Raw genomic sequence first — 25,071 nt, 5'->3', positions numbered from 1 at the left:
GGGCGGGTCAGAAACTGCGTGTGACGGGTGGCGGCCCGCCGAAGACCTCTTCGCGGGCCGCCGTCAGCGCCAGGTCGAGCGCACCGGCCAGCACCGGATTCCCGGTCACGGCCGACAGCCGGATCCGGGCCCGGGAATGGGCGAGGACCCGCAGCTCCCGCTCGACCAGCGCGCGCAGCGGCTCACCGCCCGCCGCGCAGAGCCGGCCGGCGAGCACGACGAGCCCCGGATCGACGACGGTCACGATGGAGGCCAGCCCGGCCGCGAGCCGCCCCGCCACCAGCCCGAGCCCCACCCTCGCCGCCCGGACACCGTCCCCCACGCCCTCCCCGACGCCCGCCCCGGTCTCCTCACCACCCGCCCGCCGTACCGCCTCCGCCACCGTCTCCGCGAAGTCCGCGCCCGGCACCCCGTGCGCGTGCAGCAGGTCCCGCACCGCGTCGCCGCCCGCCAGCTCCTGGTAGCCGTGGCGGCCGTAGTGGTCGCCGGCCTCGCGGGCGGTGGGCGCGCCGGGGAGGGGGAGGTAGCCGACCTCGCCCGCGCCGCCGAAGTGGCCGCGGTGCAGGCGGCCGCCGAAGACGAGGGCGGCGCCCAGGCCCTCGTCGGCCCACAGGAGGACGAAGTCCGGGCAGTCGGCGGCCGCGTGCGCGCGCTCGGCGACGGCGGCGAGGTTCACGTCGTTCTCGATCCGGACCGGCACGCCGAGGGCCTCGCCGAGCGTCCGTTCCACGTCGGGGAAGAGCCAGGCCGCCATGTCCTCCTCGCTGGCGTGGGTCAGCCGGCCGGTCGTCGGGTCCACCGCGCCCTGCACACCGACCACGACCCGCCTCGGCGGCTCCGGGGTGGGCACCCGGCCGAGCGCCGCGCGCAGCGCCTCCACCAGCTCCTCCCGGCCCGCGCCGGCCGGGACGGGGGCCTCGGCCTCGCCGAGCACCGTGCCGGTGACGTCCGCCGCCCGCACGGCGATCCACTCCGGGGTCACGTCGACGGCCGCCACGTACGCCGCCGCCGGATTGACCCGGTACGTCTCCGGGACGCGTCCCGGCAGGCCGGTGCGCAGTCCGTTGCCGACCACGAGACCGGCTTCTTCGAGCCGGGCGAGGACCTGGGAGGCGGTGGGCTTGGAGAGGCCGGTGAGGCGGCTGATCTCGGGCCGGGTGAGGGGCCCCTGACGGAGCAGCAGGTGCAGGGCGGCGCGGTCGTTGACCGCCCGTACGAGTCCGGGTGTCCCGCGGACGAGCTCGGTCAATTGCCCTCCGCACGCGCGTGGCCTCGTTCGAACGGCCAGCCTACAGCGCGGGTCCGGGCCCCCGGAGGGTGCGCGTGGCCCGTTCGGAGGACGCCGGGGCGGGGCGCGTGTCCCCCGGCGGAACGTTCCGTTGTGAGGGTGTGACCTCACCTCGACGCATCTCCTCGGTCCTCGCCGTCGCCGCGGCGTTCACCTGCCTCGGCGGCGCCGCCTCGCAGGCCGTCGCCGCGCCCGCCGGCCCGCTGGGCCCGCCGATCAGCCCGATCGCCGAACTGGACGCCCTCGCCACCACCGGCATGACGGAGGAGGCCCGCGCCGGCTACCCCGGCGTCGGTGAGCAGCTCGGCGGACTGAGCCGGGTCAACGAACTGCACCAGCTGCACCAGCTCACCGACCAGGCGGCGCCGGTCATGGGTCTGCTCCCCGAGATCTCCACCTGACGCCCGTCACCCCCCTCTCTGTCTCTCCTTCTCCTCGTACGACTCCGGCGCCCGGACGGCCGCAGCACGACCGTCCGGGCGCCGGCCCGTGTCCGGACTCGCGGGACCACGAGCCCGCGCCGCCGTCAGCGCAGGTCGAAGCGGTCCAGCTTCATCACCTTCGACCAGGCGGCGGCGAAGTCACGGACGAACTTCCCGCCCGCGTCCTTCGCGGCGTACACCTCCGACAGGGCCCGCAGCTGGGCGTGGGAGCCGAAGACGAGGTCCACGGCGGTGCCCGTCCACCGCACCTCGCCGGTGGCCCGGTTGCGGCCCTCGTAGACGTTCTCGTCCCGCTCGGAGACCTTCCACTCCGTCCCCATGTCCAGCAGGTTGACGAAGAAGTCGTTGGTCAGGCTGCCGGGGCGGTCGGTGAGGACGCCGTGGCGCTGCCCGCCGTGCCCGGTGTCGAGCGCCCGCATCCCGCCGACCAGCGCCGTCAGCTCCGGCGCGGTCAGGGTGAGCATGGCGGCCCGGTCGAGCAGCAGCGTCTCCGGCGACAGCTTCTCGCCCGGCCGCAGGTAGTTGCGGAAGCCGTCGGCGCGCGGTTCGAGGACCGAGAACGACTCGACGTCCGTCTGCTCCTGGGTGGCGTCCGTCCGCCCCGGGGCGAACGCCACGGTCACCGGGTGGCCGGCGTCCTTGGCGGCCTGCTCGACCGCCGCGCAGCCGCCAAGCACGATCAGGTCGGCCAGCGAGATCCGGGTGCCGTCGTTCCGTCCGGCGGCGAACTCCTCCCGGAGGGTGTCCAGGGTGCGCAGCGCCTCGGTGATCTCGGGCAGGTCGTTGACCGCCCAGTCCTTCTGCGGCGCGAGCCGGATGCGCGCCCCGTTGGCGCCGCCGCGCTTGTCGGTGCCGCGGAAGCTCGCGGCCGAGGCCCAGGCGGTGGTGACCAGCTGGGGGACGCTCAGGCCGGAGGAGAGGATCCGCTCCTTGAGGGACGCGATGTCCTCGTCCGCGACGAGGTCGTGGTCGACCGGCGGCACCGGGTCCTGCCAGAGCTGCGGCTCCGGCACCCACGGGCCGAGGTAGCGCGAGAGCGGGCCCATGTCGCGGTGGAGCAGCTTGTACCAGGCTTTGGCGTACGCCTCCGCCAGCAGTTCGGGGTTCTCGTGGTAGCGGCGGGCGATCGGCGCGTAGACCGGGTCCATGCGCAGGGAGAGGTCGGTCGTCAGCATCATCGGGGCGTGCCGCTTCGACGGGTCGTGCGCGTCGGGGACGGTGCCCTGGGCGGCCGGGTCCTTCGGCTTCCACTGCTGGGCGCCGGCGGGGCTGGTGGTCAGCTCCCACTCGTACCGGAAGAGGTTGTCGAGGAAGCCGTTGTCCCAGGTCGTCGGGGAGTTGGTCCAGGCTCCCTCCAGACCGCTGGTGAGGGCGTCGGCGCCACAGCCGGTGCCGTGCGTGTTCTTCCAGCCGAGGCCCAGCTGTTCGAGCGGCGCCGCCTCCGGTTCCGGGCCGATGTACTCGGCGTCGACGGCGCCGTGACACTTGCCGAAGGTGTGGCCGCCGACGATGAGCGCGACGGTCTCCTCGTCGTTCATCGCCATCCGGGCGAAGGTCTCGCGGATGTCGCGGGCGGCGGCCAGCGGGTCCGGGTTGCCGTTCGGGCCCTCGGGGTTGACGTAGATCAGGCCCATCTGGACGGCGCCGAGCGGGCCCTTCAGCTCGCGGTCGCCGCTGTAGCGCTCGTCGCCGAGCCACGTGTCCTCCGATCCCCAGAAGATCTCCTCCGGCTCCCAGATGTCCTCGCGGCCGAATCCGAATCCGAAGGTCTTGAACCCCATGGATTCCATCGCGCAGTTTCCGGCGAAAACCAGAAGATCGGCCCAGGAGATCTTCTGTCCGTACTTCTGCTTGACCGGCCACAGCAGCCGGCGCGCCTTGTCCAGGCTCGCGTTGTCGGGCCAACTGTTCAGTGGAGCGAATCGCTGGGCGCCGCTTCCGCCGCCGCCCCGGCCGTCGGCGATGCGGTACGTGCCGGCCGCGTGCCAGCTCATCCGGATGAAAAGCGGCCCGTAGTGGCCGTAGTCCGCCGGCCACCATTCCTGCGAGTCCGTCATCAGGGCGATGACGTCCCGCCTCAGCTCCTCGACGTCGAGACCGGCGAACTCCGTCGCGTAGTCGAACCCCTGGTCAAGGGGGTCGGCCTGCGGGTCGTTCCGGTGGAGTACCTGGAGGTCCAGCTGGTTCGGCCACCAGTCCCGATTGTTCCGGGGCCGGGTCGGCGTGGGGCTGGGGGAGGGAATGACGGGGTTCTCGCTCTCACTGCCGGTCACGTACGGCCTTCTTCCTGTGTGCTCGGTATGTACCGCCGTCGGCCGGTATTTCCGCGACGGCGTCCGTATGGTCGCGCACCGGAGTCCTCGCGGGCGCGCGAACACGCAGAGGCGGCTCGCGCGGAATTCACCGGAACGGCCCCCGGTTCCGGCGGGGGTGTTCCTGTTGAGGCCCCGGAAATGCCTCCCTACCCTGGGAAAGTCCGTGTCAGGGAAGCGGGGGCTGAGCAGGAGGTGGCGATGGCCGGTGTCGCCGTGCACCATGCCGTCCTCGGCGGCGGGCGCCCCACGCTCCCGTACGCGGAGACGGGGCGGCCCGGGAGCGGGCTCCCGCTCATCCTCGTCCACGGGTACGCCGACTCCTGGTGGACCTTCGAGCCGATGCTGCGGGCCATGCCGTCCGCCCTGCACGCCTACGCGCCCACGCAGCGCGGCCACGGCGACGCCGGCAAACCGGAGGAGGGGTACCTCCCGGAGGACTTCGCCGACGACCTCGTCGCCTTCCTCGACCGGCTCGGCATCGAGCGGGCCGTCCTCGTCGGCGGTTCGAGCGGCGGCGTCCAGGCCCGGATCGTGGCCGGACGGCGGCCCGACCGGGTCGCCGGACTCGTGCTGCTCGGCGTCCCGGCCGTGCTCGCCGACAAGCCCGGCGTCGCCGCGCTCTGGGAGACCGTCCGGGCGATGGAGGACCCGGTGGACCGGGCGTTCGCCGCCGAGTTCACCCGGGGGCTCGCGGTGGGCCGGGTGGCGCCCGGCTTCCTGGAGACCGTCGTCGGCGAGAGCCTGAAGGCCCCGGCCCACGTCTGGCGCGAGACCCTGCGCGGGCTCCTGGAGACGGACCTCGCCGCGACGCTCACCGGGATCCTCGTCCCCACCCTCGTCGTCTGGGGCGACCGGGACCCGATCCTCACCCGTTCGGACCAGCAGCTGATCCTCGACGCGATCCCCGACTCCCGCTTCCTCGTCCACGAGGGCGCCGGCCACGTCGTGTACTGGGAGGACCCGGACCGGGTCGTGCGCGAACTCGCCGCCTTCACCGCCGCGCTGCGCCGCTGACCCGTACGCCCCCGGCCCGCCCCGGGCCCGTACCCGGCCGGAAAATCCGTGGACCGGCGCGCCCGACCTCCGCCACACTCCGTCACTCAACGTGTCGGTACGACGACGGAAGGTCGTGATGGGAACGTCTGAACAACGCGGCGGCGGACCGGGCAAGGGCTCGATCCGCCTCGCGCTCCGCCATTACGGAGGAGAGCTGGTGCGGCTCAAGCGGGTTGCCGTGCCCGCGCTGCTGATGCCGGCCCTCGGCAACATCGGCATCCACTACCTCGCCCCCCTCGTGGTCGCCAAGCTCGTCGGCCGGGTCGCCGACGGCGGCCCGACCGCCCTCGCCTCGGTCCTGCCCTACGCCCTCGCCTTCGCCGGAGTCCTGCTGCTCGGCGAGGCGCTGTGGCGGGTCGGGTTCCACTGCCTCAACCGGCTCGACGCCCGCGGCATCGAGCACCTCTACGTCGTCGGGATGGACGAACTCCTCGCCAAGGACGCGGCGTTCTTCCACAACAACTTCGCCGGCTCCCTCACCAAGCGGGTCATCAGCTTCGCCTCCCGCTTCGAGGACTTCGTCGACACCCTGACCTTCCAGGTCATGGGCAGCCTCGTCCCGCTGCTCTTCGCGTCGGTGGTCCTCTGGCAGTACGACCCGGCGCTGGTCGTCGGCCTGCTGGTGATGATCACGCTCACGGGCCTCGTCGTGTTCCCGCTCGTCCGGCGCCGCCAGCGCATCGTCGCCGACCGCGAGCAGGCCATCGCCCGGGTGTCGGGGCACGTCGCCGACGTGCTCACCAACATGGACAGCGTCCGCTCCTTCGCCGCCGAGGAGCGGGAGGCCGCCGAACACCGCGCCCGCGCCGCCGAGTCGCGCCGGATCACCCTGCGCTCCTGGGACTACGGGAACCTGCGCATCGACACCCTCGTCGCGCCGCTCTCCGTCCTCACCAACGTCATCGGGCTGGTGCTCGCGCTGATGCTGGGGGCGGGGGAGCGGGGCGTCGAGGCGATCATCGTGGCGTTCACGTACTACGCCAACGCCACCCGGATCATGTTCGAGTTCAACCAGATCTACCGGCGGCTGGAGAGCTCCATGACGGAGGCCGCCCAGTTCACCGAACTCCTCCTGGAGCCGCCGACCGTCGTCGACCCGCCCGACCCCGAGCCCCTGCGGGGCCGGTCCGGGGAGGTCCGCTTCGAGCGGGTGCACTTCGCCCACCAGGGCGCGAAGCCGCTCTTCGAAGGGCTCGACCTGGACGTGCCCCACGGCACCAAGGTCGGCTTCGTCGGGCGCTCCGGCGGCGGCAAGACCACGCTCACCCGGCTGCTGCTGCGGATGACCGACGTCGACGGCGGCCGGATCCTGATCGGGGGTCAGGACATCAGCCGCATGCGCCAGTCCGACCTGCGCGGTCTCATCGCCTCCGTACCGCAGGATCCGGCGATGTTCCACCGCACCCTCAGGGAGAACATCGCCTTCGCCCGGCCCGGGGCCACCGAGGCCGAGATCCGAAGGGCCGCCGAGGCCGCGCACGTCACCGAGTTCGCCGACGCGCTGCCCGAGGGCTTCGACACCCTGGTCGGGGAGCGCGGGGTGAAGCTCTCCGGCGGGCAGCGGCAGCGGGTCGCGCTCGCCCGCGCGATCCTGCGCGACGCGCCGATCCTCCTCCTCGACGAGGCGACCAGCGCCCTCGACTCCGAGAGCGAACTCCTCGTCCAGGACGCGCTGTGGCGGCTGATGGAGGGCCGGACCGCGCTCGTCGTCGCCCACCGGCTCTCCACCGTCGCCGGCATGGACCGGCTCGTCGTCCTCGACCGCGGCCGGGTCGTCGAACAGGGCAGCCACCACGAACTGCTCGCCGCGGACGGCGCCTACGCCAAGCTGTGGCAGCACCAGTCGGGCGGCTTCCTCGACGAGGCCCCCACCGGCGGGACCGGACCGGAGGCCACCGTGTCCCGCTGACCCGTCGACCGCTCCCACCAGCGGATTCGTCGGGAATGTGCCGGTCCGGGGGCTGCGGGCGGTGCGGGTGCGGACACGGTCCGCGTCTGCCAGCCTGGAGCCAGCGTGCCCGGCACAACGCCTTGACGGAAACCGCCCGTCCCACCGCCCGCCGGCGGTGGGACGGCGTACGACGGAAGGAGGCGGTCATGCTCATCGGCCACGCCTTCGAAGACGGCGTCCTGCACCTGTCGCTCCCGGGCGACCTCGCTCTCGCCAGCCGCTCCGCCGCCGACCTGGAGGCCCAGGCACTGGCCCTCGCGCACCGGCCCCGGCACGTCCGGGTCCAGCTCTCCACCGCCGACCCCTCGCCCGCCTCGCTGAGCGTGCTCTCCCGTGTCCGCCGCTTCTGCGAGAACGTGCGGATACCCCTCACCGTCGTCGGCCCGGTCGTGGCCGCGGCGGCGCCGCTCCAGGAGTGACCCCGCCTCCCGGAGACTCCATTGATACGACTTTAGGGTCTTTTGTCCCTATAGAGACATATCTCTTCGCTGGGACCATCGTGTGGGGAAAACCACGGGGGAACACGAGGAGGTCCTGTCGATGACCGGCACCACCACGCCGTACGGGGCGGGTGCCGCACCGGCGTCGGGGAGCGGCCATGCCGTCTCCCCCCGGGTGATCGGGCTGGTCCTGGCCCTGGTCGCCGCCCTGTACGTCGTCGCCCCCGCCATGAACGCGGCCGTCGCGCCCCTGGTCCACACCGACCTCGGGGTCACCGCCGAGGACGGCGCCGTCGCCCAGATCACCGGAGCCTGCCTGGCCATCGGCGTCCTCGCGGCCACCGGCCGCGCCGGCGACCTCAAGGGACGCCGGATCACCCTCACCGCCTCGCTCGCGGCGCTCGGCCTCGGCTCCCTGGTGCTGGCCGCCGCCTTCGGCCCCGCCACCTACGTCCTCGGCCGGATCCTGGTCGCGGCCGCCCTCGCGGCCGTCTTCGTCTCCTGCCTCGCCTTCATGACCACCGTCTCCATGCCCGGCCGGATCCGCCGGATCATGGGCGGCTGGCTCGCCGCCATGTCCGCGGGCTTCGTCCTCGCCGTCAACCTCGCCCCGCACGCGGCCGCCCTCACGGGCTGGCGCGTCACCGCCGCCCTCATGGCCGCCGCGGCGGGCACCGCCCTGTTCCTCGTCCGGCGCCTGCTGCCCGAGACCGGGCCGCTCGCCAAGGAGTCCCTGCCCGACCCGCTCCGCACCGTCTGCCAGGTGCTGTGCGCCGTCACCCTGGTCGCCGCCCTCCAGCTCGCCCCGCTCTGGGGCTGGGGCGACGCCCGGATCGGCGTCCTGCTCACCACGGCCGTGCTCACCTGCGCCGCCGCCCGGGCCCGCGCCCTGCGCCCCACCGGGCGCGCCCGGGCGCGGCTCGTCCCCGGCGCCGTGTGGAGCGGAGCGCTCGTCGCGGGCCTCGCCCTCGGCTTCACCCAGGTCGTCCTCACGATGTCGGTGCCGCCGCTCGTCTCCGCCGTCGGCCTCTCCACCGGCGCCGCGGCCCTGGTGCTGTCCGCCTTCGGCGCGGGCGGCGCGGCCGCCTGTCTGCTGATCCGGTACCGGTCCGTCTCCCCGCTGGCCGGGGCCTCCCTCGGGCTGCCGCTCGCCGCCCTCGGGCTCGCCCTGCTGCACGCCCTGGTCGACCATGTCACGCACGCCCTCGCGGGCGGCATCGCCGTCGTGACCCTCATCGGCTTCGGCACCATGCTGGCCGCCGCCCCGCAGATGGCCCGCTACCTCGCCGCCGTGCCCCGCCACCACCTCGGCGCGCACGCGGCCGCGCTCCCCACGGCGATCCTGGTCGGCACCGCCGCCGCGCAGTCCCTGCCGTACACCTCGGCCCTGGGCCCGCTGCCGCTGCCCGCCGAGGCGCGCGAGCTGCTCTGGGTCGGCACGGTCGTGGTCGCCGTCGCCGCGTTCGCCCTCGGGCGGCCCGTCGTCGCCGCCGCCGTGGCCGCCGCCTCGGGCCTCCAGTACGTGATGGTGGACGCCGAGACCAGCCAGCCCATGAGCGTGATCGTCGCGCTCGCCGTCGGCGCCGCCGCCGGTGCCGTCGCCTGGTCGCGCCGCGAACAGGCCGAGCGGCTGTCCCGCACCCGGGAGAGCGCCACCGCCCTCCAGTGCGCCGTGCTCCACCCCATCCCGCCCCGGCTGGGCGGCCTGCGCCTCGCCGGCCTGTACCGTCCCGCGACCACCGGCACCGCGATCGGCGGCGACTTCCTCGAAGCCCTCGACACCCCCTACGGCGTCCGGCTCCTCATCGGCGACGTGCGCGGCAAGGGCCTCCAGGCCGTCCAGACCGTCACCGACCTCCTCGGCTGCTTCCGCAGCCAGGCCCACGAGACCGAGGACCTCGGCGACGTCGCCGCCTGCCTCGACCGGCAGGTTCAGCGAGCCGCCCTGGCCCGCGACGACGAGGAGCTCTTCGCCACCGCCCTCCTCCTCCAGCACGGCGGCCCCGCCGAGGACCTCCAGGCCGTGAACTGCGGCCACCTCGCCCCGCTGGAGGTCGGCCCGGAACGGACCCGCGAGCTGCACGTGCCCGCCGTGCTCCCGCTCGGCTTCGGCCTGCTCGACGCCGCCGGAGCCGTACGCCCCCACCGGGTCGCCCTCGACCCCGGCGCCACCCTGCTCACCCACACCGACGGGCTCAGCGAGGCGCGGAACTCCACCGGCGAGTTCTACCCGCTCGCCGAGCGGCTCGCCGCCGCCGGGCCCCGTACCCCCGACGACCTGGTCCGCCACCTCGACGACGACGTCCGCGACTGGACCCACCACCTCGCCGACGACATCGCCGTCATCGCCCTCGGCGCCCGCTGAACGCGACCACCGGCCGCCGGTCCCGGGATGCGGGGCACCCGGGGCTGTCGTTGACTGGGGCCGACGATCACGTGTGAGGCGAGGGAGACCACGACATGACCGGACGCTGGGTACGGGGCGCCGCCGGCGGACTGCTGGCGGGAGCCGTCCTGATGGGCACGGCGGGCTGCTCGGACGACGGCGACAACCCCGTGTCGGGAGCGGTCAGCGAGGCCGCCTCGGCGGTCGCCTCCGCCGCCGAGGGCGTCTCCGAGGCCGCCTCGCAGGCCGCCGAGAAGGCCCAGCGGCAGATGGCGGAGATCAAGGACGGTGTCGACGCCGAGGACGAGGTGGAGCTCGGCGACCCCGCCACCGACGCCGACGGACGCACGACCGTCCCGGTCACCGTCGAGAACACCGACGACAAGGCGAAGTCCTTCGCGGTCCAGGTGCGGTTCGAGGACGACGAGGACAAGCTCCTCGACGCCGTCGTCGTCACCATCTCGGACGTGCCCGCCGGCAAGTCCGGCGACGGCACCGCCCGCAGCACCCACAAGCTCTCCGGCTCCGTGACCCCCGAGGTCGAGAGCGCCCTGCGCTACTGACCCGGCCGCCGACCCGGCCGCGCGCGGCGGCGGAAAAACCGGTACCGCCCCGGCCGGCCGGCGCCCAGACTCCTCCCATGACCGACATGGACGCCTTCCGGGACGCCGTCACCGCCTGGGCGGCCGGCGGCCCCGGCGACACCGCGCGCGAGCTCGCCGCCCACCTGCCCGTCCGCACCGTGGTGCTCCTCGAAGGGCGCAGCGACGTCGCCGCCGTCGAGACGCTGGCCGCCCGCCGCGGCCGCGACCTCGCCGCCGAGGGCGTCTGCGCGCTGTCCATGAACGGCGCCACCAACGCCGCCCGCCACGCCCGGCTCCTCGGCCCCACCGGCCTCGGCCTGCGCCTCACCGGCCTCTGCGACGACGCCGAACGCGCCCACTACGCCCGCGGCCTGGCCGCCGCCGGGGCCGACCCGGACGCCTTCTTCGTCTGCGTCGCCGACCTGGAGGACGAACTGATCCGCGCCCTCGGCGTGGACCGGGTCGCCGAACTGGTCGACGCCGAGGGCGAGGGCCGCCCCCTGCGCACCTTCCTCAACCAGCCCGCCCAGCGCGACCGGAGCCCCCTGCTGCGGATGCGCCGCTTTCTCGGCACGACCGCGGGACGGAAGATCCGCTACGGCCGCGTCCTCGTCGAGGGCCTGGACCTCGCCCGCGTACCGGCGCCGCTCGACGGCCTGCTCGCCTCCCTCTGAGTCACGCCCGACGGCCCCCGAGTCGCCCCTTCGGGTGACTCTTTGAGCCGAACCGTGACCGGTTCCTATCGAAAACCCTTCGCACAAGCGCTTGTTGCGCGGTGCCGCCGACCTGCGCGGTTTACTCTTCCTTGACCTGTGCGCGAACGTGGCACGGGCGAACGGCATACAGGCCCCAGGGAGAGGAGGACGATGGTCAGGTCGTCCACTCTCCGGTCCCGCGGGCTCCGGTCCCGCGCCCTGGCGCGCTCCCTCGTCGTCCTGCTCCTCGTCGTCTGCGGAGCCCTCGCGACGCCCACCGCACCCGCCGGCGCCGCACCGCAGCCGCGCGTCGAGACCTCCCCGGGGTACGCGTACGAGCCCTCCCCGCGCGGCGCGGGCGAGATCGAGGCCGCGCGCGGCGCCGTCCTCCACCGCGACCGCCGCCGGCCCGCCACCGTGCCGGCCGGCCCCGCGGGCGCTCCGGCCCCGGCCGCCCACCGGCCGGCCGGCGGCCCCGACGGCTGCCGGGGGAGTCCTCCCGCGGGCGCCCGGCCGCCCGAGGCGCCCGACGTGACGGCCCTCCAGGTCTTCCGGTGCTGACCGGGGGCGACGCCCCCCGACGCCCCGTCAGACCGACGCGCGCCCCACCGCGCGCCAGTGAGGAACCGCCCGTGCCTTCCTTCCCGTCCGTCTCCGCACGCTCCTTCCCCCACCTCCGCCAGGACTTCGCCGCCTCGCTCGTCGTCTTCCTGGTCGCCCTGCCGCTGTGCGTCGGGGTGGCCGTCGCCTCCGGCGTCCCCGCCGAACTGGGCCTGGTCACCGGCATCGTCGGCGGCCTCGTCACCGGCCTGATGCGCGGCAGCAGCCTCCAGGTCTCCGGCCCGGCCGCCGGGCTCACCGTCCTCGTCCTGGAGGCCGTCCACGCCTTCGGGCTCGCCACCCTCGGCGCGATCGTGCTCCTCACCGGACTCCTCCAGACCGGGCTCGGCCTGCTGGGCTGGGGCCGCTGGTTCCGGGCCATCTCGCTCTCCGTCGTCGAGGGCATGCTCGCGGGCATCGGCCTCCTCCTCATCGCCGGCCAGGCGTACGCCGCCGCCGGTCTTCCCGCGCCCGCCTCGGGTCTCGCGAAGGTCACCGGACTGCCCGCCGCCGCGGCCCAGGCCGTCCGCAGCACCGAGGCGCTGGCCTCCCTCGCCCTCGCCGCGGGCACGGTCCTGGTGCTGGTGGCCTGGCGCCGGATGCCCCGCCGCGCGCGGGCCGTCCCGGGCGCGCTCGTCGCCGTCCTGCTGGCCTCCCTCGTGACCGCCCTCGCCGGACTGCCGGTCGCCACCGTCGAGGTCGACGGCGTCCTGGAGGCCGTACAGCCGCCCGGCATGGACGGGCTCGCCTCCCTCGCCTCGCCCGCCGTGCTCGGCACGGTCCTCGCCTTCGCGCTCATCGCCTCCGCCGAGTCCCTGTTCTGCGCGGCGGCCGTCGACCGGCTCCACCCCGGCCCGCGCACCGACTACGACCGCGAACTCCTCGCCCAGGGCGCCGGGAACACCGTCTGCGGCCTGCTCGGCGCCCTGCCGCTCACCGCCGTCATCGTGCGCAGCTCGGCCAACGTCGAGGCCGGCGCCCGCACCCGGGCCTCCCGGGTGATGCACGGCGGCTGGCTGCTGCTCTTCGCCGTGCTGCTCCCGGCGGTGCTCGCGCTCGTCCCGCTCGCCGCCCTCGCCGGCGTCCTCGTCCACGCCGGGTGGAAGCTCATCCCCTTCCGGGACGTGGCGGTGCTGTGGCGGGCCCATCGGGGCGAGGCGCTGGTCCTGCTGGTCACGGCGGCGGCGATCCTCGCGGTCGGCATGTTCGAGGGGGTTCTCATCGGGCTCGTCCTGTCGGTGGCGAAGGCCGCCTGGGAGGGCTCGCAGCTCCGGGTGGAGCGCGCCGACGACGGGCGCGGCACGGTCCGTGTCCGACTGCTCGGCACGGTCACCTTCCTGAGGCTGCCTCAGTTGCTGGACTCGCTGGAGGCGCTGCCCGGGGACCGGAGGGTCGAGCTGGACCTCTCCGGGGTGTCCCACCTCGACCACGCCTCCCGCGCCGCCCTCGACGCCTGGGTCGAGCGGCGCGGCACGGCGGGCGAGGACGCCGTCCGGCTCCGCGAGCCGGCCGCCCAGGGGCCGGGCGCTAGTCCGCGGGCGTGAGGACGTCGAGGGCGCGGTCGAGCGCGGCGAGCAGGGCGTCCGCCTCCCCGGGGGCGTAGAGCATCCGCAGGGCGAGGCCGTCGCAGACGCCGATGAGGGCGTCGGCGGTGGCCCCGGGGAGGGGGCTGCCGGCGGCGCCGAGCCGCCGGGCGAGCGCGTCGCGCAGCTCCCGGTCGATCCGGCGCCGGGCCTCGGCCAGGCGCGGGTGGTGGGCGGCGTGCACGGCGAAGGCCATTTGGGCGGCCGCCTCGGCGCGCCGCTCCTCGTCCAGCGGCAGGGTGGTGAGCACCAGGGCGCGCAGCGCCTGACGCAGCGGCAGCCCCGGGTCGACGGTGCCCATCCGCCGTTCGATGCGCTCCCCGGCGAGTTCGGAGGCGAAGAGGAGCAGGTCCTCCTTGGAGCGGAAGTACTTCTGGACCGCGCCCGGGGAGCGGCCGCTGGCCGCCGCCACGGTCCGCACGCTGACCTGGTCCAGGCCCTCCTCGCCGGCCAGCCGCAGCAGGGCGGCGCCGATCTGCCGGCGCTGTTCCGACCGGTCGACGGTCCTGGGCATCGTCACGCTCCACGCTTTAGGATACGGTTGTATCTTAACGAATGGGGGAGCACATGGAAGACCAGCCCGAACGGCCCGCCGACCCGATGCGGAAGCCCGACCGCCCCAAGCCGAAGAAGGACGCCGCTCCCGCCGTGCGCGTCTCCGACCAGGAGCGCGACGCCGTCGTCGGCCGCCTCGCCGTCGCCCTGACCGAGGGACGGCTCGACCCGTACGAGCACGCCGAGCGCGTCGAGGCCGCCCTGCGCGCCCGCACCGCGGGCGAACTCGCCGTCCTCACCGCGGACCTGCCCGCACCCCGCCCCAGCGCCGAGGAGCGCAAGCGCAAGGAACTCGCCGAGTGGTACGCCGAATGGCGCCACTGGCTCGGCGGTCTCGTGATCATGACCGCGATCTGGGGCGTCAACGGCCTGGGCGACGGGGACGTCGGCTTCTACTGGCCGGTGACCCCGCTCGCCATCTGGGCGGCGGTCCTCGTCGCCGCGGCGCTCCGCCCACGCGGCAAGAAGGACGACGACCCGGCCTGACACGCCCCGTCAGGACGCGTCGAGACCCCGACTTCGGGGTAAACAGAGATCGAACGCCTCCTCTCCCGAACGGACTTGTGCGCGTTGAGCATGCCACTCGGATCCCGTGTGCCAGGCAGGACCTGGACCATTCGCCTCACCGGCCACCACGACCACTCGGCGCGGGTCAGCTGCACCACCACGGGCTGCCGCATGCCCGACCGCTCCAAGGACGTGCGCGCGCTGCGCGCCTTCGCCGCCGAGCACGTGCGGGCGCACGCCCGCCTCGCGACCCCGCGCCCCAACGCCTCGTGCGCCTGCGGGGGCGCCGGCTGCCGCCACCACCAGGCCCGGGCGCTCTGCTCCGGCCGGACCCTCCTCGTCCTCATCCACAACCCGGCCGTCGCCGAGGTGTGGACGCTCGCCGAGATCTGCGAGGCGTGCGCGCCGCTGATCACCCACGCCCGGATCGTGGCCCGCGCCGCGAACCCGGCCGAGACCCGCAGACCGGAGCGGGTGCCGGAGCCGCGGACCGCGGCCCCGGCCGCCCCGGCCGCCACCGCCCCCGGCGTCCCCATGCTGTTCTCCTCCCCGGAGGCCGCGGGCGGCGCCACCGACTCCGCGGGACCCCGCCAGGGCCGCCGCCCCCGCAGGGGCGGGCGCGGCAACCGCACCGGCGGCGGCCGGTACTGACCCCGGCGGGTACTGACCCCGGCGGCGGAGCGGGCCCACCGGGCCCGCCTCACCCCTGCCGGGGGACGAACGCCGGGCGCGCGGCCGGATCGACCGCGTCGTAGTAGCGGTGGAAGACCGGCGTGGCCGCGCCCGACAGCGGCGGGACGATCCAGCTCCAGTCGGCCGGCGTCGGCCGGCCGTGCCGCCGCTCCCGCGCGATGTGCTTGAGGAACCGCTCGGACTCCGTGTGGTGGTCCGCCATCGTCACTCCGGCCTCCTGGAAGGAGTGCAGGACCGCCACGTTCAGCTCCACCAGGGCCCGGTCACGCCACAGCGTCCGCTCCGAGGACCGGTCCAGGCCCAGCCGCTCCGCGACCAGCGGCAGCAGGTCGTACCGGTCCGCGTCGGCGAGGTTCCGGGCGCCTATCTCCGTGCCCATGTACCAGCCGTTGAACGGCGCCGCCGGATACCGCACCCCGCCGATCTCCAGGACCATGTCGCTGATCGCCGGCACCGCGTACCAGCGCAGCCCGAGCCCGGCGAACCACGCGTGCTCGGGATGGCGCAGCGCCACCTCCAGCACCCCGCCGTCCGGCAGCTCGTACCACTCCGGGCGGGCGCCGGGCCGCTCCCGCACCATCAGCGGCAGCACCTGGAAGGGCTCCTCCTCCCGCTTCCACCCCAGCTCGCGGGCGAGGGCCGTGACCGCCGCCGCGCGCGGATCGCCGACCCAGCGGCCAGAGGGGGTGCGGTGGCCCGCGTACCGGACCAGCTGGTCGTTGACGATCCGGGGCGCCGGGCGGCCGGGCCGGTCCGGGGCGAAGACGGTGAGGACCGGGCGGATCCGCCCGCCGTTGCCCGCCACCCGCAGGTGCTCGGCGCAGGCGGCGGCGATCCCGTCGGCGGACGACACCCCGCGCAGGTCGCGCACGACCAGGCTGCTCCAGTAGAGGCGCCCGATGCAGCGGGCCGCGTTGCGCCAGGCCACCCGGGCGCCGAAGGCCAGCTCCTCCGGCGTGTGCTCGTAGGTGCCGGTACGGGCGATCTCGGCCCGCACCTGACGCACCCGGCCGTCGGCGTCCCCGGCCCCCGGGGTCTCGGCGTGGAACTGCCGGACGAACTCCTCCGCCTGCCGCCGGTCCACCCGCTCCGCCCGCTCGGACGCGCGCGGAGCGGCCTGGGCCGGAGGGGCGGCGGGGGTCTCGGCGGTGGCCGAGTAGGGGCATGGGGCGCCGGCGGGGGCGGACGCGCGGCGACGGATCAGACTGAAGACCAAGGTGTTTCCTCCCTGGCCCCATGACTACCGTACGGAGTCGTCCGGCTGTGGAGAGTGTTCGAACTTCACCGAAACGGACGGTCCGTCCTGGTAAGGTGCCCGGCCCCCGCGCCCGCCCCCGCGCCTCACGCCTCGGTCAGGACGTCCCCGCGCACCCGCTCCAGGACCAGCCCGCCGTCGAGCCGGACCCGGGCCGTGACCACCGGACGGCGGCCCCGGTACGCGTTCCACGCCGGTTCCAGCGCGCGCACCTGCTCCTCCAGCCGCTCCCGGCTCGCCGACGGCATCTGCGCCCCGAACGCATCGAGGAGCGAGGACAGGCGCTCGTACTCGGCCGCCTCCGGGTCCGGCCGGGGCTCCTCCGGCTCGTCCACCCGCTCGACGACCCCCTCCGTCCCGGCCCCCAGCAGCAGCGCCCCGGCCACCGCCTCGGGCTCCTCGGCCGGGTCGCCGGCCACCGTGACCGCGCCGGCCACCCTCAGATCGACCGCAAGGCGTACCCGCCGGCCCCGTGTGAGCGTCATCCGGCCTTCTTAGCACGGTGGGGACCCGCCCGGATCCGGGGCCCCGGGCGGGCGGCTCACGCCGCGAGGGCCCGCGGCTGGGACGGTATCCGCAGCACCGGGGTCCCGGTCACGTCGCGGACCACGAGGAGGGCCGTGGTGTCGTCCTCCAGGCCATGGGCGCCGAACCGGGCCAGGTCCTCCCTCAGCAGCTCCGGGATCCGGTCGGACGGCTCGTCGGCCCAGGCCCGCAGCCGCTGCTCCAGCGGGTAGAAGGCGCCGGCGCGGTCGCGGGTCTCCGAGACGCCGTCGGTGAACATCAGCAGCCGGTCGCCGGGGCCGAAGGGGACCTCCTCCACCGTGAACGGCTCGTCCACCGGCACCGGCAGATGGATCGGGACCGACGGCGAGGACAGCTCGACCGTCTCCACCGTCCCGCCCCGCTGCACCACCGGGGCGGGGTGACCGCAGCTCAGCAGCCGGATCACCGGCCGGTCGTCGGGGATCTCGGCGAGCAGCACCGTCGAGAAGCGATCGGCCGACTGCGACTCCGGCGCCCGCTCCGCGTACCGCGCCATGCTGGCCTCCAGGCGCTGGGCGATCGCGGGCAGGTCGGGGGCGGTGTACGCGGCCTCCCGGAAGGAGCCGAGGAGCAGCGACGCGGCCTCCACCGCGGGCAGCCCCTTGCCCTGCACGTCGCCGAGCATGATCCGGACGCCGTCGCGGACCTTGAGCGCCTTGTAGAAGTCGCCCCCGACGTGCGCGCCTGCGGCGGACGCCTCGTACAGCAGGCGCAGCTCGACCGCGCCGAGGCGGGGTGGCAGCGGGCGCAGCACGGCCCACTGGGCGGCCTCCGCCACGGCGCTGACCTGGCGCAGTTCGGCCTCGCGGCGCTGCCGGGCGTGACTGGCGACGGCCGACGCGAGGACGACCACGGCGAGCACGGTCTGGCCGGCGAGGAGAGGGGAGAGGGCGTCGCCGCGCGCGACCGAGAGGACGGCGGACACGCCCATGGCCAGGCCGCCGATCGCGGCCGTGCCCCGGGCGCTCCAGGTGGCCGAGGCCAGCGCGGGGGCGGCGATGAGGAAGCGGTCGAACCGTTCCTCCGGCGTCGTCAGGACGTCCGCGAGCGTGGCGAGGACGATCACCAGGAACGGCAGCGCCCGGCCGAGGACGTAACGGTGCTCCGCGCCACCCGGGTCGGGGGCCCGCCGCGGGGGCGCGGTCGGATCCGCACGCATGGCACTCCTTCGTAGGACTCACGCGCGGCGGCGGGCCGCGACGGCCTTCGACTGCCACGATGCCCGCCGCCGGACCCGATCGGCAGGGCCGGAGGTCACCGGGGGCCGGGACGTCCGACCCGGCGCCCCGGGCTCAGGTGGGGAGGTTCTGTTCGGCCCACACGACCTTGCCGCCGGAGGTGCGGCAGGAGCCCCAGCGGCGGCACAGCATGTTGACGAGCTGGAGGCCGCGGCCGCCCTCGTCGCTGAGGTCCGCGTGCTGGATCTGCGGCAGGTCGGGGCCGGTGTCCGAGACCTCGACGACCAGCCGCTCGCCGCGCAGCAGCCGCAGCTCGCCCGGCCCGTTGCCGTACCGCAGGGCGTTGCCGACCAGCTCGGAGACGACCAGCTCGCACACGTCGGCGAGGTCGTCCAGATCCCACTCGGCGAGCTGGCGGGTGACCAGCCGCCGCGCCTCGGACGCGGCCCGGCCGTCGCCGGAGAGCGGCCACACCCGCAGCCCGGCCTCCGCGCCGAGCGGGACCGCGCGGGCCGTCAGCAGCACCGCCTCGTCGAAGCGGCCAGGACCGGCCGGGGCCGCCGCGATCAGCCCGCCGCTCTCCAGGGCGCCCGGCGGCAGGGCGAGCGCCGCCGACCGCAGCCGCTCCAACTGCTCCTCCAGGTCGGCGCCGCGCGCCTTCACCAGCCCGTCGGTGTACAGCACGAGCCCGCCGCCCTCGGGGACGGTCACCGTCACGGGGTCGTACGGGATCACCCCAGCGCCCAGCGGTGCCCCGGCCGGGAGCGGGACGAACTCGGCCCCGCCGCGCCCGTCGAGGAGGAGCGGCGGCAGCAGTCCCGCGCCGGCCAGGGTGCAGCGGGAGTCCGCCGGGTCGTAGACCGCGCACAGGAAGGTGGCGACCTGGTCGTCCTCCAGGTCGCGGGTGGCGAGGTCGAGCCGGGCGAGGACCCGCTCGGGCGCCATGTCGAGGGTCATCAGGGTGCGGGCGACGGCCCGGAGCCGGCCCATCGTGGCGGCGGCGGGCAGCCCCTGGCCCATGACGTCGCCCGCCATCAGGGCCGTACGCCCCCCGGGCAGGGACATCACGTCGTACCAGTCGCCGCCCACCGGGTGGCGGGCGGCGGAGGGGGTGTACTCGGCGTGCACCCGCAGTCCGGGGGTGACCGGCGTGGCGCGGGGCAGCAGGCTGCGCTGGAGGGACACGACGCGCTCGCGCTCCCGGCCGTACAGCCGGGCGTTGTCGATGAAGACGGCGGCGCGGGACGCGAGCTGCTCGGCGAGGGCCAGGTCGGTGGGGGAGAAGGGCGGGCTGCCGGGGCCGCGGACGAAGTCGGCGCTGCCGAGGAGCAGCCCGCGGGCGATCAGCGGCACCGCGAGATAGCTGTGCACGCCCAGGGCGCGCATCTTGGCCGCGCCGCTGGCGGTGGGGGAGACGCGGGCGAAGTCCTGCTCGCGCATCCGGCCCACGAGCACCGGCTTGCCCTGCCGCAGGCAGTACTCGTGGAGCAGCGTCTCGTGGCGCTTCTGGTCGCGGACGAAGGTCTCGCCGACCGGGGTCGCCTCCAGCGTCTCCATGGTGTCGACGGCGGAGAGCGCGACCGCCCGCATCGGCGGGACGCCGTGCCCGGTCCAGCGGGATCCCTCCTCGCCGTGCAGGACGCTCTCCATGATGTCGACGGCGGCGCCGTCGGCGAAGCCGGGCACGGTGAAGTCGGCGAGCTCCCGGGCGGTGTTCTCCAGGTCCAGCGTGGTCCCGATGCGGGTGCTCGCGGCGTTGAGCCAGGCGAGCCGTCCCTCGGTGCCGGGCCGGTCGAGCGGAATCCCGCTGTCGGCGCGGTCGCGCCGGGCGCGCAGCGCCGCCGACCGGTGCACCGCCGAGGTGCGCACGGCCGAGACCCTGCCGGTCAGGCGCCGTCCGCCGCTGCCGCCGCTCACTCTTCCGGCCTCCAGACGGGAACTCGACCAGGTGTGTTGCACAGTCTGCACCGGAAGACCGTCCGGCGCACCATCCGAACAGCAGCGGAATCGCAGCCGAACGGTAGCTGTGTCACATCCGCCGAACGGGTGAAACCTGTTCGGGTTCTGTTTCGTCCTCATTGCCGGGAGCGCGTCGGAAGGCGCGGGTTCGCATCGGGAACGTGAGGATCGGAGGGCGCATGCGCCGGATGGGCAAGTACACCGCGCACGTGGCCGTGTTGGCGTCGGCGGTCGGGATCAGCCTGGCCGCGTGGGGGGCGACGGCGCTGGTGGGCGGCGAGGACGAGGCCGCCACGGGGGCCGGGGGAGTGGCCCGGCCGGGGGTGCCGGCGCAGCGGGCCGAGGAGCCGGGCCGGCCCGTGAAGCCGACGGTGCGGGTGCCGGTGGGGATCGCGCACGCGGCCGAGGCGGGCGGACGGGCCGTCAACATCACCATCGACGACGGGCCGGACCCGCGCTGGACTCCGCAGGTGCTGGACCTCCTGAAGCAGCACGACGTCAAGGCGGTGTTCTGCATGATCGGGCCGCAGGCGAAGCAGCACCCGGACCTGGTGCGGCGCGTGGTGGCCGAGGGGCACCGGCTGTGCGACCACACCATCACCCACGACACGGCGATGGACCGCAAGCCCGTCGCGTACCAGAAGCAGCAGATCCTCGACGCGCGGAAGATGATCGAGGAGGCGGCGGGCGGGGTGGAGGTGCAGTACTACCGCGCGCCGGGCGGGGCGTTCACGCCGGACAGCCGGAAGATAGCCGCGGCCGCCGGAATGCGGCCGCTGGGGTGGAACGTGGACACCAAGGACTTCGAGCGGCCGGGTGCGGCCGCCATCGTGGCGACCGTCAAGGCGGAGCTGTCGAACGGGCCGACGATCCTCTTCCACGACGGCGGCGGCGACCGCTCGCAGACGGTGACGGCGCTGCGGCAGGTGCTGCCGTGGCTCAAGGAGCAGGGGCACACCTTCAGCTTCCCGGTCCGCACGGCTCCGGACGCCCCGTAGTACCGGATCGGAACGGAAGGAGGGAACCCCCTGTTCGGCCAAACTGAGCTTAGGCTAACCTAAGCGTCGTGCAAGCAGGTGAGAAGACCTCCACGGTCCCCCGCCCGCACGGTCACGAGCTGTCGGCCACCGCCGTCACCGTCGCCTACGACGGAGTCGACGTCGTCCACGACGCCTCCCTGACCCTGCGGCCCGGCCAGGTGACCGTCCTCGTGGGACCGAACGGCAGCGGCAAGTCGACGCTGCTGCGCACGGTCGCACGCCTCCAGCGTCCCCGTAGCGCCAGCCTCGTCCTCGACGGCGACACCGACGGGCTCGCCCTGAGCCCCCGTGAGTTCGCCCGCAAGGTGGCCCTCCTGACGCAGGGACGGCCCACCCCGGGCGGACTCACCGTCCGCGACCTCGTCGAGTTCGGCCGCTACCCCTACCGCGGCCGGTGGGGCAAGTCCGACCCGGACGGCCCCGCCGCCGTCGAGCGCGCCCTCGCCCTCACCGGCGTCGACGAACTCGCCGACCGGGGCGCCGAACACCTCTCCGGCGGACAGCTCCAGCGGGTCTGGCTCGCAGGCTGCCTCGCCCAGGAGACCGGCGTCCTCCTCCTCGACGAGCCCACCACCTACCTCGACCTGCGCTACCAGGTCGAACTCCTCGACCTCATGCGCGACCTGGCGGACCACCACGGCATCGCCGTCGGAGCGGTCCTCCACGACCTCGACCAGGCCGCCGCCGTCGCCGACCGGATCGTCCTCCTCCAGGCCGGACGCGTCGTCGCCGACGGCCTCCCCGAGGACGTCCTCGACGGACCCCGCCTCACCGAGACGTACGGCATCCGCATCGAGGTCGACACCGATCCCCTGACCGGCCGGCTGCGCACCCGCGCCCTCGGCCGGCACCACACGCGAACCCCCGCTCGATCCGAAAGGCTCACCCCCACCCCATGAGAAAGCACCTTCTCACCGCCGCGGCCCTCACCACGGCGGCCCTCGCCCTGACCGCGTGTGGCACCACCGAGCCCGCCGCCGACGCCAAGTCGGACACCAAGGCCCAGCCGATCACCCTCACCGACGACACCGGCACCGAGGTCAAGCTCGACGGCCCGGCCACCAAGGTCGTCGGCACCGAGTGGAACGTCGTCGAGCAGCTGATCTCGCTCGGCGTCGACCCGGTCGGCGTCTCCGACGTCAAGGGCTACAAGACCTGGAACACCGCCGTCCCGCTCAAGAACGAGCCCAAGGACGTCGGCACCCGCGGCGAGCCCAGCATGGACACCATCGCCGCCCTCAAGCCCGACCTCATCCTCGCCACCTCCGACCTGCCGCCGGCCGCCGTCAAGCAGCTCCGCGCCGTCGCCCCGGTCCTGGAGGTCAAGGCCGCCGACGCCGCCGACCCGATCGGCCAGATGACGAAGAACCTCGACCTCATCGCCAAGGCCACCGGCAAGACCGCCAAGGCCGACGAGCTCAAGAAGGACTTCGAGGCGAAGCTGGAGGCGGGCAAGAAGTCCCTCGCCGACGCCGGTCTCGCGGGCGCGAAGTACGCCTTCGCCGACGGCTACCTCGTCTCCAACCAGGTCTCCATCCGCCCCTTCACCAGCGGTTCGCTGATCGGCGGCGTCAACGAGAAGCTCGGCCTGAAGAACGCCTGGACCGTCAAGGGCGACCCGGCCTACGGCCTCGGCACCACCGACGTCGAGGGCCTCACCAAGCTCGGTGAGGGCGTCCACTTCGCGTACATCGGCAACGACGGCGACCCGAGCGCCACCCCGTTCTCCGGCGTCCTCGCCAAGGACAAGGTGTGGACCTCCCTCCCCTTCGTCAAGAAGGGTGACGTCCACCGCCTCCCCGACGGCATCTGGATGTTCGGCGGCACCGAGTCGATGAACCACTACGTCGACTCCCTGGTCACCGCGCTCACCAAGAAGTAGGACACGAGGAAACACAGCACCATGGCCGTCACCGCGACCACCCCCGCCGCCCGTCCCCAGGCCGCAGCCACCCGCACGGGCGCGGCAGCGGTGACGGCCGCACTGCTCCTCCTCGTCGTCTGCCTCGCGCTCGTCGACATCACCCAGGGCACCGCCTCCGTCGGCGCGGCCGAGATCGTCAAGGCGATCACCGGCCACGCCGACCCGGCCGACGCCTCCGTCGTCGTCGCCTCCCGGCTGCCCCGCATGTTCGCCGGACTCCTCGTCGGCATCGCGCTCGGCATGGCCGGCGCCACCCTCCAGGCCGTCAGCCGCAACGTCCTCGCCGCGCCCGACACCCTCGCCGTCAACTCCGGCGCCTACTTCGCGCTCGGCCTCGCCGCCGCCACCGGCGTCTCCCTGCCGTTCCTCGCCTCCTCCGGCATCGCCTTCCTCGGCGGACTCATCGCCGCCGGCGTCGTCCTCGGCCTCTCCGGCCTCGGCTCCGGCACCGTCCGGCTCGTCCTCGCCGGCAGCGCCCTCACCCTGGGCCTCACCGCCCTCACCGAGGGCCTGCTGCTGCTCTTCCCGCAGCAGACCGAGGGCGTCTACCACTGGAACCAGGGCAGCATCGCCCAGAACGGCTTCGACGGCGTCCTCCAGATGCTGCCGATCGCCGCCGCCGGCCTCGTCGGACTGCTCCTCCTCGCCCGCCGCGTCGACGCCCTCGCCCTCGGCGACGAGGCCGCCCGCGGGCTCGGCGTGCCGGTCCGCTCCACCCGCGTCACCGCCGTCGTGCTCGCCGCGCTGCTCGCCACCGCCGCCGTCACCCTCGCCGGGCCCGTCGGCTTCGTCGGCCTCTGCGCCCCGGCCCTCATGCGGCCGCTCGCCCGCCGCTTCCGCGGCTACGCCCGCAGCCGGGTCTTCATCCCCGCCGCCGGGCTCGCGGGTGCCGCCCTCGTCCTCGGTGCCGACGTCCTGCTGCGGACCCTCGTCCCCGCCGACACCGCCGTCGCCGTCCCGACCGGCGTCGTCACCAGCCTCGTCGGCGCCGTCTTCGTCATCGTCATGGCCGCCCGGCTCCGGGACCCCGGTGACGTCGTCGTCGACCGGATCCGCATCCGCAGCCGCACCGCCTTCCTCGCCACCACCGCCGTCCTCGTCGTCGCGCTGGTCGGCGTCACCATCGGCGGAGTCCTCCTCGGCGACGCCAAGCTCCTCCTCGGAGACGTGACCAACTGGGTGGCGGGACAGGCCGGCCAGACCGTCTCCTTCGTCCTCGACACCCGCGTGCCCCGGGTCCTCGCCGCGCTCCTCGCGGGCGCCGCCCTCGCCCTCGCCGGCACCCTCGTCCAGGCCGTCACCCGCAACCCGCTCGCCGAACCCGGCATCATGGGCGTCTCCGGCGGCGCGGCCCTCGGCGCCATCCTGCTCGTCACCACCGTGCCGATGGCCGGGTCCTGGAGCGTCGCGTTCGCCGCGTTCGCCGGTGCCGCGGGCGCCGCCCTCATCGTCTTCGGCTTCGCCGCCCGCGGCGGGTTCAAGCAGACCCGGCTCGTCCTCGTCGGCTTCGCCGTGCACACCGCCACCGCCGCAGTCGTCGCGCTGCTCATCATCCTCACCGACCCCTTCAACGCGACCAAGGCCCTCACCTGGCTCTCCGGCTCCACCTACGGCCGGACCATGCCCGACATCATGCCGCTCGCCGTCGCCGTCGTCGTGGGCCTCGCCCTCGCCCTCGTCCGCCGCACTGAACTCGACCTGGTCTCCCTCGACGAGGACACCCCGCGCCTCCTCGGGCTTCCGCTCGGACCCGGCCGGCTCGGCTTCCTCGTCCTGAGCGTGGTGCTCAGCGCCACCGCCGTCGCCGCCGCCGGAACCATCGGCTTCGTCGGCCTGGTCGCCCCGCACGCCGCCCGCGCCCTCGTCGGGCGCCGCCACCACCGGGTGCTCCCGGTCGCGGTGCTCCTCGGCGCCGTCCTCGTCTGCGTCGCCGACACCGTGGGCCGTACCGTCATCGCCCCCGCCCAGCTCGGCGCCGGCACGATGACGGCCATCATCGGCACCCCGTACTTCCTCTACCTCCTGGTCCGCAGCCGCCGCTGACCGGCCCGTAGGATCACCGGGACGTACGGG

The 25,071-nt window shown here is 74.7% G+C and carries 22 protein-coding genes; 15 read left to right on the top strand and 7 right to left on the bottom strand.

The features are described from left to right. Positions 1–7: 7 nt before the first annotated feature. On the bottom strand, positions 8–1,249 hold the full coding sequence (locus ACFXMG_RS14000) for an ROK family transcriptional regulator (RefSeq protein WP_383819446.1): 1,242 nt from the start codon (positions 1,247–1,249) through the stop codon (positions 8–10). Positions 1,250–1,389: 140 nt separating this feature from the next. Here ACFXMG_RS14000 and ACFXMG_RS13995 point away from each other — a divergent pair, with 140 nt between their 5' ends. Beyond that, the gene (locus ACFXMG_RS13995; protein ID WP_383819445.1) at positions 1,390–1,689 is read left to right on the top strand and encodes a hypothetical protein; all 300 of its coding nucleotides are present in this window, start codon (positions 1,390–1,392) and stop codon (positions 1,687–1,689) included. A 125-nt stretch (positions 1,690–1,814) separates the two neighbouring features. Here ACFXMG_RS13995 and katG read toward each other — a convergent pair whose 3' ends face one another. Further along, on the bottom strand, positions 1,815–4,004 hold the full coding sequence (gene katG, locus ACFXMG_RS13990; RefSeq protein WP_383819443.1) for a catalase/peroxidase HPI: 2,190 nt from the start codon (positions 4,002–4,004) through the stop codon (positions 1,815–1,817). Between the two features lie 240 nt (positions 4,005–4,244). On the opposite strand from katG, the gene ACFXMG_RS13985 reads away from it, so the two are divergent. From ACFXMG_RS13985 to ACFXMG_RS13950, 8 genes are all read left to right on the top strand, one after another. Continuing rightward, positions 4,245–5,060: an alpha/beta fold hydrolase gene (locus tag ACFXMG_RS13985; protein WP_383819442.1), complete on the top strand. Its 816-nt coding sequence runs from the start codon at positions 4,245–4,247 to the stop codon at positions 5,058–5,060. Positions 5,061–5,178: 118 nt separating this feature from the next. Then, positions 5,179–7,011: an ABC transporter ATP-binding protein gene (locus tag ACFXMG_RS13980; protein WP_383819440.1), complete on the top strand. Its 1,833-nt coding sequence runs from the start codon at positions 5,179–5,181 to the stop codon at positions 7,009–7,011. A gap of 188 nt (positions 7,012–7,199) precedes the next feature. Continuing rightward, positions 7,200–7,472, top strand: a complete 273-nt coding sequence (locus ACFXMG_RS13975) for a hypothetical protein (RefSeq protein WP_383819439.1) — start codon at positions 7,200–7,202, stop codon at positions 7,470–7,472. A gap of 121 nt (positions 7,473–7,593) precedes the next feature. Continuing rightward, the gene (locus ACFXMG_RS13970; RefSeq protein WP_383819438.1) at positions 7,594–9,858 is read left to right on the top strand and encodes an MFS transporter; all 2,265 of its coding nucleotides are present in this window, start codon (positions 7,594–7,596) and stop codon (positions 9,856–9,858) included. Between the two features lie 95 nt (positions 9,859–9,953). After that, positions 9,954–10,442 carry a hypothetical protein gene (locus ACFXMG_RS13965; RefSeq protein WP_383819436.1) on the top strand — a complete coding sequence of 163 codons (489 nt, stop codon included), beginning with the start codon at positions 9,954–9,956 and terminating at the stop codon, positions 10,440–10,442. 77 nt (positions 10,443–10,519) lie between these two features. Further along, positions 10,520–11,137: a TOPRIM nucleotidyl transferase/hydrolase domain-containing protein gene (locus tag ACFXMG_RS13960; RefSeq protein ID WP_383819434.1), complete on the top strand. Its 618-nt coding sequence runs from the start codon at positions 10,520–10,522 to the stop codon at positions 11,135–11,137. Between the two features lie 192 nt (positions 11,138–11,329). Beyond that, positions 11,330–11,719: a hypothetical protein gene (locus tag ACFXMG_RS13955; RefSeq protein WP_384338738.1), complete on the top strand. Its 390-nt coding sequence runs from the start codon at positions 11,330–11,332 to the stop codon at positions 11,717–11,719. Between the two features lie 71 nt (positions 11,720–11,790). Further along, positions 11,791–13,302: a SulP family inorganic anion transporter gene (locus tag ACFXMG_RS13950; protein ID WP_383818030.1), complete on the top strand. Its 1,512-nt coding sequence runs from the start codon at positions 11,791–11,793 to the stop codon at positions 13,300–13,302. On the opposite strand, the gene ACFXMG_RS13945 is transcribed toward ACFXMG_RS13950, so the two are convergent. Further along, positions 13,286–13,855, bottom strand: coding sequence for a TetR/AcrR family transcriptional regulator (locus ACFXMG_RS13945; RefSeq protein WP_383818038.1), 570 nt, complete (start codon positions 13,853–13,855; stop codon positions 13,286–13,288). The two genes, ACFXMG_RS13950 and ACFXMG_RS13945, sit on opposite strands and share 17 nt — an antisense overlap. 53 nt (positions 13,856–13,908) lie before the next feature. Here ACFXMG_RS13945 and ACFXMG_RS13940 point away from each other — a divergent pair, with 53 nt between their 5' ends. Together ACFXMG_RS13940 and ACFXMG_RS13935 are read left to right on the top strand one after the other, a co-directional pair. Next, a complete protein-coding gene (locus tag ACFXMG_RS13940; protein ID WP_383818028.1) occupies positions 13,909–14,382 on the top strand; it encodes a DUF1707 domain-containing protein in 474 nt (157 codons plus the stop codon). 108 nt (positions 14,383–14,490) lie between these two features. Further along, positions 14,491–15,054: a hypothetical protein gene (locus ACFXMG_RS13935; protein ID WP_383818027.1), complete on the top strand. Its 564-nt coding sequence runs from the start codon at positions 14,491–14,493 to the stop codon at positions 15,052–15,054. 49 nt (positions 15,055–15,103) lie between these two features. Here ACFXMG_RS13935 and ACFXMG_RS13930 read toward each other — a convergent pair whose 3' ends face one another. The 4 genes from ACFXMG_RS13930 to ACFXMG_RS13915 form a co-directional block, all read right to left on the bottom strand. Next, complete coding sequence (locus ACFXMG_RS13930; RefSeq protein WP_383818025.1) at positions 15,104–16,312, bottom strand: nitric oxide synthase oxygenase; 1,209 nt, start codon at positions 16,310–16,312, stop codon at positions 15,104–15,106. A gap of 125 nt (positions 16,313–16,437) precedes the next feature. After that, on the bottom strand, positions 16,438–16,836 hold the full coding sequence (locus tag ACFXMG_RS13925; RefSeq protein ID WP_383818023.1) for a hypothetical protein: 399 nt from the start codon (positions 16,834–16,836) through the stop codon (positions 16,438–16,440). A gap of 56 nt (positions 16,837–16,892) precedes the next feature. Continuing rightward, positions 16,893–18,056, bottom strand: coding sequence for a PP2C family protein-serine/threonine phosphatase (locus tag ACFXMG_RS13920; protein ID WP_383818022.1), 1,164 nt, complete (start codon positions 18,054–18,056; stop codon positions 16,893–16,895). A 133-nt stretch (positions 18,057–18,189) separates the two neighbouring features. Continuing rightward, complete coding sequence (locus tag ACFXMG_RS13915; protein ID WP_383818037.1) at positions 18,190–19,992, bottom strand: SpoIIE family protein phosphatase; 1,803 nt, start codon at positions 19,990–19,992, stop codon at positions 18,190–18,192. Positions 19,993–20,213: 221 nt separating this feature from the next. Here ACFXMG_RS13915 and ACFXMG_RS13910 point away from each other — a divergent pair, with 221 nt between their 5' ends. The 4 genes from ACFXMG_RS13910 (at position 20,214) to ACFXMG_RS13895 (ending at position 25,041) form a co-directional block, all read left to right on the top strand. Then, positions 20,214–21,032: a polysaccharide deacetylase family protein gene (locus ACFXMG_RS13910; protein WP_383818020.1), complete on the top strand. Its 819-nt coding sequence runs from the start codon at positions 20,214–20,216 to the stop codon at positions 21,030–21,032. A gap of 68 nt (positions 21,033–21,100) precedes the next feature. Beyond that, entirely contained in the window at positions 21,101–21,973 is an 873-nt protein-coding gene (locus ACFXMG_RS13905) for an ABC transporter ATP-binding protein (protein ID WP_383818018.1), read from the top strand. Further along, positions 21,970–22,956: an ABC transporter substrate-binding protein gene (locus ACFXMG_RS13900; protein ID WP_383818017.1), complete on the top strand. Its 987-nt coding sequence runs from the start codon at positions 21,970–21,972 to the stop codon at positions 22,954–22,956. The genes ACFXMG_RS13905 and ACFXMG_RS13900 overlap by 4 nt, the downstream gene beginning before the upstream one ends. A gap of 21 nt (positions 22,957–22,977) precedes the next feature. After that, positions 22,978–25,041, top strand: coding sequence for an iron ABC transporter permease (locus tag ACFXMG_RS13895; RefSeq protein ID WP_383818015.1), 2,064 nt, complete (start codon positions 22,978–22,980; stop codon positions 25,039–25,041). Positions 25,042–25,071 lie beyond the last annotated feature (30 nt).

Origin of the sequence: Streptomyces sp. NPDC059201 (assembly GCF_042754585.1) — a bacterium.
GTDB lineage: Bacteria > Actinomycetota > Actinomycetes > Streptomycetales > Streptomycetaceae > Streptomyces.
The sequence above is the reverse complement of the archived record's forward strand: the minus strand, read 5'-3'. Positions and strand labels throughout refer to the sequence as shown.